General features: G+C 68.3%; 12 protein-coding genes. 6 read left to right on the top strand and 6 right to left on the bottom strand.

Features of this window, described 5'->3' with window-relative positions; genetic code table 11:
• Positions 1-76: 76 nt before the first annotated feature.
• A complete protein-coding gene (locus L5G33_RS06460) occupies positions 77-1,039 on the bottom strand; it encodes a proteasome assembly chaperone family protein (protein WP_236997338.1) in 963 nt (320 codons plus the stop codon).
• Positions 1,040-1,288: 249 nt separating this feature from the next.
• On the opposite strand from L5G33_RS06460, the gene L5G33_RS06455 reads away from it, so the two are divergent.
• Both L5G33_RS06455 and L5G33_RS06450 read left to right on the top strand, forming a co-directional pair.
• Entirely contained in the window at positions 1,289-1,903 is a 615-nt protein-coding gene (locus tag L5G33_RS06455) for a hypothetical protein (protein ID WP_236997337.1), read from the top strand.
• A gap of 112 nt (positions 1,904-2,015) precedes the next feature.
• Complete coding sequence (locus tag L5G33_RS06450) at positions 2,016-3,116, top strand: DUF4192 domain-containing protein (RefSeq protein ID WP_236997336.1); 1,101 nt, start codon at positions 2,016-2,018, stop codon at positions 3,114-3,116.
• A 12-nt stretch (positions 3,117-3,128) separates the two neighbouring features.
• On the opposite strand, the gene L5G33_RS06445 is transcribed toward L5G33_RS06450, so the two are convergent.
• The gene (locus tag L5G33_RS06445; protein WP_236997640.1) at positions 3,129-3,812 is read right to left on the bottom strand and encodes an iron-dependent transcriptional repressor DtxR; all 684 of its coding nucleotides are present in this window, start codon (positions 3,810-3,812) and stop codon (positions 3,129-3,131) included.
• 117 nt (positions 3,813-3,929) lie between these two features.
• Here L5G33_RS06445 and L5G33_RS06440 point away from each other — a divergent pair, with 117 nt between their 5' ends.
• A complete protein-coding gene (locus L5G33_RS06440) occupies positions 3,930-5,174 on the top strand; it encodes an acetoin utilization protein AcuC (RefSeq protein WP_236997335.1) in 1,245 nt (414 codons plus the stop codon).
• Entirely contained in the window at positions 5,167-7,935 is a 2,769-nt protein-coding gene (locus tag L5G33_RS06435; RefSeq protein WP_236997334.1) for a bifunctional acetate--CoA ligase family protein/GNAT family N-acetyltransferase, read from the top strand. The genes L5G33_RS06440 and L5G33_RS06435 overlap by 8 nt, the downstream gene beginning before the upstream one ends.
• 36 nt (positions 7,936-7,971) lie before the next feature.
• On the opposite strand, the gene L5G33_RS06430 is transcribed toward L5G33_RS06435, so the two are convergent.
• Positions 7,972-8,970, bottom strand: a complete 999-nt coding sequence (locus L5G33_RS06430) for a sigma-70 family RNA polymerase sigma factor (protein ID WP_236997333.1) — start codon at positions 8,968-8,970, stop codon at positions 7,972-7,974.
• A gap of 50 nt (positions 8,971-9,020) precedes the next feature.
• A complete protein-coding gene (locus tag L5G33_RS06425) occupies positions 9,021-9,608 on the bottom strand; it encodes a TetR/AcrR family transcriptional regulator (RefSeq protein WP_236997332.1) in 588 nt (195 codons plus the stop codon).
• Positions 9,609-9,676: 68 nt separating this feature from the next.
• Here L5G33_RS06425 and zapE point away from each other — a divergent pair, with 68 nt between their 5' ends.
• Positions 9,677-10,822, top strand: coding sequence for an AFG1/ZapE family ATPase (zapE, locus tag L5G33_RS06420; RefSeq protein WP_236997331.1), 1,146 nt, complete (start codon positions 9,677-9,679; stop codon positions 10,820-10,822).
• A gap of 79 nt (positions 10,823-10,901) precedes the next feature.
• Here the strand turns inward: zapE and map are convergent, their stop codons facing one another.
• The gene (gene map / locus L5G33_RS06415; RefSeq protein ID WP_236997330.1) at positions 10,902-11,678 is read right to left on the bottom strand and encodes a type I methionyl aminopeptidase; all 777 of its coding nucleotides are present in this window, start codon (positions 11,676-11,678) and stop codon (positions 10,902-10,904) included.
• Between the two features lie 114 nt (positions 11,679-11,792).
• On the opposite strand from map, the gene L5G33_RS06410 reads away from it, so the two are divergent.
• A complete protein-coding gene (locus L5G33_RS06410; protein ID WP_236997329.1) occupies positions 11,793-12,062 on the top strand; it encodes a helix-turn-helix domain-containing protein in 270 nt (89 codons plus the stop codon).
• 7 nt (positions 12,063-12,069) lie between these two features.
• On the opposite strand, the gene L5G33_RS06405 is transcribed toward L5G33_RS06410, so the two are convergent.
• Complete coding sequence (locus tag L5G33_RS06405) at positions 12,070-12,561, bottom strand: DUF3099 domain-containing protein (protein WP_236997327.1); 492 nt, start codon at positions 12,559-12,561, stop codon at positions 12,070-12,072.
• Positions 12,562-12,595: the final 34 nt, after the last annotated feature.

Here is a 12,595-nt window from a genome sequence, read left to right as displayed (position 1 = left end):
CAGTCAACGAATCGCTCGAACGCGAGGTCCTCGTCATCGGTGGGCGCGATGGACGCGGGCGGTGCGGCCGTGTCGCTCAGGCCTGATCACGTCCTTCATCGGTGTCGCCGAACTCGCCAGCGTGCTCGGCGAGGAACTTCTCGAACTCGGCGCCGATCTCGTCGCCGGTCGGCATCGACTCGTCGGGCGCCAGCAGGGACTTCTGCTCGTCCTTGGACCGCATATAGGCGTCGTACTGGTTCTCCAACGCAGTCACCACCGCAGCGACCTCCGCATTGGACTCGACCTCGCCGTCGATCTGCTTGCGGACCTCGGAGGCGGCATTCTCCAGCGCAGCGACGGGGAGTTCCAGACCGGTCACGGCGACGACGCCCTCGACGAGAGCCGCAGCCGCCGCCGGGTAGTTGGTCTGCGACAAGTAGTGCGGCACGTGCGCCGACAGCCCCGCGGTGCGATACCCGGCCTGGCCCAGTCGCAGTTCCAAGAGCATCGAAGCACTCGCGGGCAGCTTCAGCGCGTTGCCCCACGTGTGCATGCCGGCGATGGCGTCTTCGTCATTGCCGTGTGCGGTGACCGACGCCGGGCGCGTGTGCGGGACCGCCATCGGGATCGAATTTAGGCCGACGACCTGCGAGACGCCGAACCGTTGGGCGAGCGCGGTCATCGCGGTGACGAACTGCTCCCACCGCATATCGGGTTCGAGCCCCTCCAACAGCAGGAACGGTGCACCCGAGTTGTCGCGTACGGCGTGCATGGTCAGCTTGGGCATGTCGATGCCGTCGAACTCTGTGCCGGTGAACGACATCATCGGGCGGCGCGAGCGGTAGTCGATCAGTTCGTCAGTGTTGAACGTGGCGACCAACTCGGTGTCGAGCGCGTCGCGCAGGTGTGCGGCCGCCAGCGTGACGGCGTGCCCGGCGTCTGCATATCCTTCGAGCGCGTGGATCAACACCGGCCCATCGCCTTCGGCACCGGCCACGGCGGGCGCGGGGAACTCGAGGTCGTACAGGGAACTCGGCTCCATCGAAGACTCATCCATCGGTGGCCCCCTTCTTGTTGGTACGGCTGCCTGGTCGGCGGTATACGCGCGGTGCAGGAACTTCATTGTCCCGCACCGGTGTCACCGGCTACAACACGACACCCGCATCGGGCATTCCCGAAGGGGGGAACGGCAACGTGGCAGAGTGGACACGTGCAGCGTGGGACAGGAGTGGGTGGGAGAGGACTGGGTGGGACAGGACTGGGTGGGACAGGACTGGGTCGAACAGGACTGATCAGCGCGGCTGGAGTGCGAGCCGTGGTCGTGGTGGCGGCGATCGCTCTGTCGACGGTCGCGTGCTCGGTCGACGGCGACGCGGTCCGCGTGCCCGATTTAGCGCCCCGCACTGTCGCTTCCGATGCGTTCCCGTTCGGGCCGGCGACCACGGTGCCTGCAGCGCAGGTCCCCAATGCCGTCGCCGACATCACCTTCACGCCGTTGCGGTCGCAGAACCAGCCGGCCGACTGCACGCCGTCCCGGGTCGAGGCGCAGAGTGCGCAGGTGCGGGTGGGCCCGGCCGGTGCATCGGGCGGCACCATGACCGTGATGCTGACGCGGGCGTCGGACACATTCGACGATTACGTGACGGGGCTGCGTGAGTGCTCGGACTTCGTCCTCGGCGGCACCGTCCGCACCCGGGTGACGACGAACATCGGCTCCGTCGCCGACGACACCGTGGTGAGCGGACGCACCCTCAGCAGCAACGGTGTGCCGTACGCGCGGGTGTACGAGATGGTCGCTCAGCGCGCGGACCTACGCCTCTACGTACAGAACCGGTACGCCGGCCACGACTTCTCGGCTGCCGAACGGTCGGCGACGCGGGAACTGTTCGACTCGGCCTACGAGACGGCGTTCGCGGACTGAACAGGTGCCACCAGGTGTGAATCGCCTGGTGGATCTGTGGACAACGGTCCGCGTCGTCCACAACCGGCGGGTAGGGGTGTCGCGCTCGCGCCGCGGCGAGCACTGTCGGCCCATGAAGATCACCATCACAACCCGCCTCGAGGGATCGCGCGCCGTAGCCGACCCCGACCCGTTGATCGCCGCGGTCCCGGCGCTTCTGGGCTTCGTACCGGAACGGTCGATCGTGTTCATGTGCTTCGACGACCGCATACAGGTCACCGCGACCATGCGGCACGACCTGGAGTTCACGTCCGGCGGACGCACGCCCGCAGCGATGCGAGCGCTCTTCGCCCGACTCGGCGACCTGGCGTCCTCCTACGGTTCGTGCGGGGTGATCGCGGTGCTGGTGGACGACCGGTACGAGCCGTCCGATGAGCGCTTTCGCCGAACGGCGCGCGATGTGCGGCGCGCGTTCACTCAGGCAGGCGGGCTGACCGCGGCGTTCGCGATCGGCGAGGTGCGGGCGGGCGCGTACTGGCGGACCACCTGGCAGTCACCGCGATCAGCCGCCGTGTTCGGTCACGACTTCGCCGTCGACGGACTGCTCTCGGACCCACAGGCGTCCCCGGCCGCGCTGCACCGCGCGTTCGAGACCGGCCGACTCGTGCTGCGCTCGAGGTCGGAGATCGCGGCGATGCTGGCGCCCGTCGACCACTGCGAGAGTCAGCAATGCGCAGCGGTGACACCGCCCGCCCGGACCGGACCGATGAGCGCCGACGACGGACCGCGACTGGCGAGACTGTACGACGCGGTCGTCGAACGAGCCTGCGGCGACGCCGCGTTCACGTGCGAGCAGCTCAACGAGCTGGCGCAGGCGCTCGTCTCGGTGCACGTTCGCGACGCCGCCATCGGATTGTCGATGACCGTCCACCGGGACGCGGCAGAGGAGCTGTGGACGGACCTGACCCGGCGTCTGGCGGGGACGCCGCGGGCCGCGGCCGCGACACTTCTCGGTCATCTCCACTACATGGAGGGTTCCGGAGCGTTCGCGTCGGCGGCGTTCGACGTCGCCCACGACGCCGACCCGTCGTACGGGCTCGCGAATCTGCTCGACACCGCCCTCCGGCACGGGATGCGACCGCAAGAACTAGGCGGGATCGCCGACATGGCGTTCGATCTCGCGCGAGCGATGGGTGTCAGATTCCCGCCCGCGACGCACCGTGCCGCGGGCTGAGCCTGCGGCACATCAGGCGGGGACGACGAAGATCGCGTGCGCCATCTCCGACGACAGGGTCAGCCCCTGGTGGCCCGGTGTGCTGATGATGACCGCGCGCGGCCCGACCGTCGCAGAGATGCGCGCGTTCGGCACCACACCGGCCTCACGCAGGTCGGCGATCAACTCGGAGTCGGCCTGCGCGTGCTCGGACATGCGGCGGACGATCACGGCTGACTCGCCTTCGGGCAGGTCGACCAGGCGGACCAGAGCGGCATCGTCGTTGGACGGCGTGCTGACACCGAGTTCGGCGAGACCCGGAATCGGGTTGCCGTACGGCGACGTCGTCGGGTTATCCAGAACAGCGAGGAGACGTCGTTCGACGTTCTCGCTCATCACATGCTCCCACCGGCAGGCCTCGTCGTGGACTTCCTCCCACGGCATGCCGATCACGTCGACCAGGAGTCGCTCGGCCAGGCGGTGCTTGCGCATCACCGAGACCGCCAGAGTGCGGCCGGCCTGCGTCAGTTCGAGGTGACGGTCGCCCGCCACCCGGACGAGTCCGTCACGTTCCATGCGGGCGACTGTCTGCGAGACGGTCGGGCCGCTCTGCTCCAATCGCTCGGCGATCCGTGCGCGGAGCGGCACGATTCCCTCTTCTTCGAGATCGTAGATCGTACGGAGATACATCTCGGTGGTGTCGACCAGATCATTCACGGCAGCCATCGTCCTTTCGCTGCTTCACAGGTTACCCAAAGTCCTTGCCTAGCGCCGACTCCTGCCTCACCGCGCGTTGCGTCACCCGCCGCCGCGCGACCGACTAGCGTTGCGGGGGTGAGCGCCGCGATCATCTGGAGTGACCATTTCCTCGACTACAAGTGGGCGTACACCCATCCCATGAGTCCGATCAGGCTGGCGCTGACCATGTCGCTGTCTCGGAGTCTAGGCGTGTTGGACGAGATCGAGACCACCGAACCGCTGCCCGTCGACGACTCTGTTCTGACCTCCGTGCACACGCAGGCGTATGTCGACGCCGTGCGTGCCGTCGGCTCCGGCGCGGCCGCGTCCAACAGCACGCTGTTCCAGAAGGTGTTCGGTCTGGGCAGCGACGACAATCCGGTCTTCGCTTCGATGCACGAAGCCGGGTCGATGCTGGTCGGCGGCACCCTGGCCGCAGCGCAGGCGATCAGTTCGGGAGCGGTGCGCCGCGCCGTCAACATCGGCGGCGGCATGCATCACGCGATGGCCGGACACGCCGCCGGGTTCTGCATCTACAACGACTGCTCCATCGCCATCGAATGGCTGCTGGAGCAGGGATACGACCGGATCGCGTACGTCGACATCGACGCGCATCACGGAGACGGCGTCCAGAAGCAGTTCTACGGCGATCCGCGTGTGATGACCGTGTCGGTCCACCAGCACCCGGCGACGCTGTGGCCGGGAACCGGGTGGTCCACGGAGGTCGGCGAGTCGGGGGCCGAAGGGTCGTCGGTCAACCTCGGGCTGTTGCCGGGAATCACCGACCGGATGTGGCTGCGTGGCTTCCACGCCGTGGTGCCTGCGATGATCGCAGCGTTCAAACCGCAGATCCTCGTGACTCAGATCGGAGTCGACTCGCACGCCGCGGACCCGCTCACTGATCTCGCGTTGACGGTCGACGGCCAGGCCGCCGCCGTCCGCGTCCTGCGCGACCTCGCGGACAAGTACTGCGAGGGGCGATGGCTCGCGGTCGGCGGTGGCGGCTACGGCATCGTCAACGTCGTCCCGCGCGCGTGGACGCACCTGATCGGCGCGGCACTCGACCGCGACGTCGATCCGGCCACGACGATCAGCGAGGAATGGATCGCCGCGGCGAACGCCGCCCAAGCCGATCTGCACCCCGACTACGCCCGGCCGCCGGAGGCGACGATGGGCGACGAGGGCGACATCGACTACGTGCCGTGGGACGGCGACACGGGATCCCCTCCGCCAGAAGGCGTCAGCGAAGTCGCGCAACGTCAGACCGACAAGGCGATTCTCGCCACTCGCCGTGCCGTGTTCCCCCTGCACGGCCTCGACCCGGAGGACCCCCGTGACTGAGACCGACTACCCGCGCGACTGGGTCGCCGACGTCCTCGCCTCCGATGGCGGCGTCGTGCACCTGCGACCGATCGTGCCGGCCGACGCCGACGCTCTCGTCGCATTCCACAACGGGCTCAGCGAACGGACCCGCTACCTGCGCTACTTCGGGCCGACGCCGACGCTGCCGCCGCGCGAAGTGGTCCGGATGACGACCATCGACTACCACGACCGGGTCGCATTCCTGGCGATGCTCGGCGACGAGATCATCGCAATGGGAGTGTACGAGGGACTCGCCGCCGACGGGAAGCCCGAGTCGGCGGAGGTCGCGTTCGTCGTCGCCGACGACCATCAGGGCCGTGGACTCGGCCCGATCCTCCTCGAACATCTGGCCGGCGCCGCCGCCGAGAGCGGATTCACCCGTTTCGAAGCCGAAGTCCTCTCCGAGAACCCGAACATGGTCGCGGTGTTCCGCGACGCCGGATACCAGGTGAGCCGCGCGTTCGACGGCAGCACCGTGCACGTCGAGTTCCTCATCGACCCGAGCGAGGCGTTGACGTCGGTCCGCAACGCGCGCGAGCGCGCATCGGAGGCGCGGAGTATCGCCAACCTGCTGCGCCCGCAGTCGATCGCGGTGATCGGTGCGTCCACTGACGCGAAGAAGGTCGGCAATGTGCTCCTCGCGAACATCATCGCAGCCGGATTCACCGGACCGGTGTTCCCGGTGAACACACCGACGCCCGTCGACGAGAACGCGACGCCGCCGGTCGTGCCGCCGACGTCGTCGCACTTCGGTGCGCCGGTCCGTCGACCGGCCCGTGAACCCCGACCCGCGCCGCCGTCGGTGCGCGGCATCCGTGCCTATCCGACGGTCCGGGACATTCCCGACCCCGTCGACCTCGCGGTCGTCGCAGTCCCCGCAGCGGGTATGGACGCCGTCCTCAGCGACTGTCTCGCCAAAGGCGTACGCACCCTCGTCGTCGTGTCGTCCGGGTTCGGGGAGAGCGGCGAAGCGGGTCTGGAGAGCGAACGTCGGCTCACCGAGCGGGTGCGCGCGCACGGCATGCGCCTGGTGGGACCGAACGCTCTGGGCGTCGCGAACAACAGTGCGGACATCGCATTGAACGCGACGCTCGCGCCCCGCGTCCCGGGCGCCGGGCGAGTCGGCTTCTTCTGCCAGTCGGGCGCACTGGGCATCGCGATCCTCGACACAGCGGCGCACCGGCAGCTCGGTCTGTCGACGTTCGTGTCGGCGGGTAACCGGGCCGACGTCTCCGGAAACGACGTCCTCCAGTACTGGGACAGCGACGAGAGCACCGACGTCGTCCTGCTGTATCTGGAGAGTTTCGGCAACCCGCGCAAGTTCGGGCGCATCGCCCGCCGCGTCGCGTCGTCCAAACCGATCGTCGCCATCAAATCGGGTCGGGGCGCGATGACCCAGACCCGGGCCTCGCGAACGCGCAAGGCGGGCGGCGACGACGCGATCGCCCAGATGGTCCTCGGCCAGGCAGGCGTCATCCAGGTGGAGACGATCACCGAATTGTTCGACTGCGGAACGATTCTGGCGTATCAGCCGCTGCCAGCGGGGCCGCGAACCGCGATCATCGGGAACTCGTCGGTCATCGCCGCGCTCGCCGCCGCCACCGCACGGTCGTCGGGTCTCGATGTCGTCGCGACCGTCGACCTCGGCCCGGCGGTGTCGCGCCCGGACCTGTCGGAAGCGGTCGCCGTGGCGATGGCCGACGACGACGTCGACGCCGTCATCGTCGTCTTCGTTCCACCGGTCGCGGTCGACGCCGACGACTACGCGCACGGACTGATGGAGGCGGTCCGGCCCGCGGACGGCGGATCCGTGCCGGACAAGCCGGTCGTGACGACGTTCCTCGCCGTCGAGGGCGTACCCGAGGGGCTCTCACGGCCCGGCCCGGACCGGATGCCGGTGCGCGGCTCCATCCCCTCCTATTCGACGCCGGAACGGGCGGCGAAAGCGCTCGCCCACGCGTGGAAGTACGCGGCGTGGAAGGCCCGCCCGGCCGCCGAGATCCCGACGATCGAAGGCACCGTCGCCGAGGACGCCCGATCGTTCGTCCGCGAGGCGATGGCCGACGGCGCGCGGGATCTGACCGCGGTCGAGTCAGCGCACCTGCTGCGGCACTACGGAATCGACGTCGTCGCGTTTCGTGAGGTACGGACCATGCAGGAGGCGTCGGCCGCCGCCCGTGAACTCGGGTTCCCCGTCGCAGTGAAGGCGACGTCGGAGAGCTGGATCGGCCGATTGGATCGGGAGGGCGCGCGCTTGGACCTGCCGGATGTGACAGCGGTGCTGTCCGCGTTCACCGAATTGCAGTCGTTGACCGGCGATGACGTGCTGCACGTGCAGAAGATGGCGCCGAAGGGGCTGGGGACGTCGATCGCGGTGAGCGACAACGAGTCGTTCGGTCCGCTGCTCAGCTTCGGCCTCTCCGGGCGGTTGTTCGACGCGCTCGGCGACCGCGGCTACCGGGCGATCCCGTTGACCGAGGTCGACGCCCGCGAACTGATCGCCGAACCGCAGGCCGCAATGCTGTTGTCGGGTGGTCCGGTTGACGACCCGGTGGATACCGACCAGCTCATCGATCTGATCCTGCGGATCTCCGCGCTTGTCGACGAGGTGCCCGAGGTCCGGGAAGTCCGATGCGATCCGGTGCTCGCCTCGGCGGACGGCGTCGCACTTCTCGGCGCCCGGATACACGTGGGCCCGGTGCCCACTCTCGCGGACACCGGGCCTAGACGCTTGGGATAATAACGGGGACGCTTGGGATAACGGGGACGATTGGGCTCAGCTGGCGTAGGAGCGCAGCTTCTCTGCGCGGTCGCCCTGGCGGAGCTTGCCCATCACATCGCGCTCGATCTGGCGGACGCGTTCGCGGGAGAGTCCGAATGCGCGCCCGATCTGGTCGAGGGTTCGCGGCTGGCCGTCGTCGAGCCCGTACCGCATGGTGATGACCGCCTGCTCACGCTCGTCGAGCGTGCCGAGCACCGATCGGATGTCCGAGTGCAGGAGGTTGGCGATCACCGTGGTCTCGGCGGATGTGGCCTCGGAGTCTTCGATGAAGTCGCCGAGCGGGGCCTCTTCGTCGTTGCCGACCGGCATGTCCAGGCTCACCGGATCACGGCTGTGGTCCATCAGATCGGCGATCTTGGCTGCCGGGATACCGGATTCGGCGGCCAGTTCGTCGTCGGTCGCCTCACGGCCGAGCTGCTGGTGCAGTTCGCGGCGGATTCGGGCGAGCTTGTTGACCTGTTCGACGAGGTGGACGGGGAGTCGGATGGTGCGGCTCTGGTCGGCCATGCCGCGGCTGATCGCCTGTCGAATCCACCAGGTCGCGTAGGTCGAGAACTTGAAGCCCTTCGCGTAATCGAACTTCTCGGCGGCGCGGATCAGGCCCAGGTTGCCTTCCTGGATAAGGTCGAGCAGCGGCATGCCGCGGCCGGTGTAGCGCTTGGCCAGCGACACCACCAGACGCAGGTTCGCTTCCAGGAGGTGCGCGCGAGCCGCTTCGCCTTCGCGGGCGATGATCTTCAGATCGCGCTTCTTGGCGGCGGTGAGGCGCTTCTTGGTCGTCAGCAGATGCTTGGCGTAGAGGCCGGCTTCGATCGCCTTGGCGATCTCCACTTCCTGCTCGGCGTTCAGGAGGGCGGTACGGCCGATGCCGTTCAGGTAGACGCGGACCAGGTCGGCAGACGGTGACTGTGCGTCGAGATCCTGTTCGGTGAGGGCCGGGCGAGTGCGGGCGGCAGGTGCTTCGGACGGGCGTGCAATCGTCGTGTGAGACATACGACCTCCTGGAGTGCGCTGTTCGAGTGCGTTCACCTGGTCTAACGCCGTCAGTTCCGAAAAGGTTCCCGCGGCCCACTGAGAAGTTGCTGAGACGTGAGAACGAAGCGTCGACGCACCGCCGCCGTCAGCGCTGCCGCGCTTGGCGACGTTCCGCTGAACAGGTGGGACGCCGCGACGCCTTCGCAGAAGACGAGGAGGTCGTCCGCGTCGGACTCGGGGTCGGCGGCGTCCAACGAGGTGAACAGTGCGACCGCACCCGACCGGGAGAAGAGGCTGTCGCGCAGGGAGTCGGCGAGAGCGTGGTCGTGCACGGCGTCGGGCGCGAGCGCGAACCGCGCGCGGACGTCTCGCCGGCGCGATGTGGTCAGAGTGTGCAGATAGCGGCCGATGAGCTCTGCCGGATCCTTGTCCGCCGGGCCTGGCCCGGCCGACGCCTCGAATGACGCGCCGGACATCGCCGTGAGATGCGCCAGCGCCGCGTCCAGGAGGGCTCGGCGGGTGCGGAAGTAGTACGAGGTCGACCCCTTCGGGAGGTCGAGGAGACGGTCGACGGCGCTGTGAGTCACCGCGCGGTTGCCACCCTGCGCGGCGAGGTCGAGGGCGGCGTCGGCGATCTGGGCACGGCGATCAGACACATCCGGATATTCGGTGAGATCGGCCACGACTCCATCCAACCAGACTCTATAAACGTAGAGTTGGGTGTATGGGGTTCGCACCGGGACGAGCGTTCACGCGTCGCCGGGCCGCGCGCGTGTCCGACGGGGACATCGCCGCACTGGCTCTCGCCGACGGCATGACACTGACCCCCGAGCAGGAGAGAACAGCGTCCGTGCTCACCGGCACAGGGAAACTCTCCGGCACAGGGAAACTCTCCGGCACAGGGAAACTCTCCGGCATGGGGAAACTCTCCGGCACAGGGAAACTCTCCGGCATGGGGAAGCTGACCGGAACAGGAAATCTGTACATCGTCGGGCCGCCCGGGACTGGGAAGACCGCCGTCGTGGACTGGTGGGTGCGCGCCTGCGGGGCCGCGGGCCGCCCGCGAGTACTGCGCAGGCATCTGCACGGCTTCTTCGCCGACCTGCACCGCCAGATCGATCAGTGCGGCGGATGGGAGGCTGGTCTCGACGCCGCGACCAGTCGGTCGGGGCGGCGGTACGACGTGGTGTGCCTCGACGAGTTCACCGTGCACGACCCGGCCGACGGGGTATTCGTGGACCGGCTGCTGCGCACGCTGGCCGCGCGTGAGACCACGATCGTGGTTACCTCCAATCGGCAGCCCGGCGAACTGATGCCGAACCCGTTGTTTCACACCGGGTTCGAGCCGACGATCGAACTCATTAGTGCGATGTTCTCGGTCGTCGTGGTCGGCGGTGACGATCTCCGCCCTGCCGCTGGGCGCACGCGCGGGTTCGGCTCGGGTACATGGAATACGGGCACTTGGAGTATGGGGGTGCGCGCCGACGGTGGTCCCGCCCGCGCCGTGCGACCGGGGTCCCAGGAGTTCCTCGTGCGTGAAGGCATGGACGGCTCGGTGCGGATCGACTTCGCCGATCTGTGCGGGCGTCCGACCAACGCGGCCGACTACCTGTGGCTGGCTCGGACGTACACGGCTGTCACGGTGACCGGGATTGGCACGCAGCCGAACCTCGGCGAGGCGGCGCTGGCCCGCTGGGCGGTGCTGCTCGACGTGATGCACGACGCCGACGTCCGCGTCGACGTGTGGGCGACCTGTCGACGTTCGGAGATGGCGGCGGCACTCGTGGCGACCCTGCCCGACGCCGACCGCGCGGTGAGTCGGATGGGGGCGTGGCGGGACGTCGACCCTGCTGACGGTGATCTCCGCTGACGGGGATCTCTGCTGTGGTGGATCTCTGCTGACGGGGATCTCTACTGTGGTGGATCTCTGCTGACAGGGTTCCCGGCGGTCAGTGCTCCCGTGCGGTGAGGACGCGCGGGCCGTCGTCGGTGACCGCGACCGTGTGCTCGGAGTGAGCGGTCATCGATCCGTCCGCGGAGCGAAGCGTCCACCCGTCGGGGTCACGGGCCAGCCGCTCGGTGCCGGCCGACCACCACGGTTCCAGCGCCAACGTCATGCCGGGCCGCAACAGCGGGCCGCGGCCCGCACGGCCGAGGTTCGGCACATGCGGATCCTCGTGCATGGTCCGACCGATGCCGTGACCGCCGTACTCCGTGTTGACGCGGTAGCCGTCGGCGCGGGCGACCTCGAAGATCGCTGCCGAGACGTCGCCCAGCCGGCCGCCGGGAGTCATCGCGGCGATCGCCGCGTCGAGGGCACGTTCGGTCGAGGCGATCAGCCGGGCATCCGGATGAGTAGGGTCGTCCTCCCCGATGCGGACAGTGAGCGCGGAATCGGCGGCCCAACCGTCGATCGTCACCGCGAAATCGAGCGTCAGCACGTCTCCGTCGGCCAGAACGTGGTCGTGGGGGAGTCCGTGTAGCACCCCGTCGTTGACCGACAGGCAGATCACGTTCCTGAACGGGCCGTCGCCGAACGACGGCGCGTAGTCCCAGTAGCAGCTCACGGCGCCGCGCTCGGCGATCATCGTGCGGGCGCGCTGCTCCAGGTCGAGCAGATTGACCCCCGGGCGGGCGCGGCCCGACAGGTCGGTCAGGACGTCGGCGACGAAGCGGCCGGTGACCGCCATTGCGTCGATCTCGGCTGGCGTCTTCAACTCCATCATGAGATCTCCATTCGTGCGTTACCGGCTCGACGCGTCAGCGACAAGCCCAGGCATTTCAAGTCCGGTATTTCAATACCGGGTATTAGAATACCAGCGATCCTATAGGCTTGACACATGGTCCGTATACCGCTGAGTCCTGCGCAGATCGAAGCCGGACGTCGCCTCGGGGCGCTCGTGCGCGACGCGCGCGGCGACACCGAACTGACCGAGATCGCCGCTCGAGCGGGAATCTCGCCGGAGACGCTGCGCAAGATCGAGGCCGGTCGCATCCCCAGCCCGGGATTCGGCACCGTGGTCGGTCTGTGCGACGCACTCGGCATCTCGCTCGACGAGGCCGTCGGCGCATGGCGCGGGAGAGCGGACACGGCCCGGGCAGTCGGCTGACGGGCGGCTAGGGGCGTGTGTCGCCGGATTCCCCTGCGTCTGATTCCCCTGCGTCTGACTCCCCGGGGTCTGACTCCCCGGGGTCTGACTCCCCTGCGTCTGATTCCGTTGCGTCTGATTCCCCGTCGGGCTTGGCGTCGATCACCCGGTGGTCGTCGTCGAATCGATCGCGGGGCGCGGGCCGGTCGGACAGCTCCGGCGGTCCGATCGTGCGGTGGGGGCCGTAGTGGTAAGCGGGGACTTCGCCGCGACGACGCGGTTCCGTATCGTTGGCGCGGAGCACGGCGATCCACGGGATCGGAATCGACACGACGATGATCGCCAACGCGATCCATCCGTTCTGCGTCGTCGCGTACACGATGGATGCGATGATCAGCGCAGGTACGCGAATGCTCATCATGATCAGGTATCGGCGTTTGCGAGCGCGGAAGACTTCGTCCTGATCCTGCTCGGCGCCGGTGATCAGAAAAGCATTCGGGTCGGATTCGTCGTGCGCCATACCCACATGGTTCCACAGTGCGTCACAATGGCTT

The organism is Gordonia liuliyuniae (genome assembly GCF_021738805.1).
In the GTDB taxonomy this organism is placed as follows: Bacteria; Actinomycetota; Actinomycetes; order Mycobacteriales; family Mycobacteriaceae; genus Gordonia; species Gordonia liuliyuniae.
Note: the sequence above shows the minus strand (reverse complement) of the source record. Positions and strands in the feature narration are given on the sequence as shown.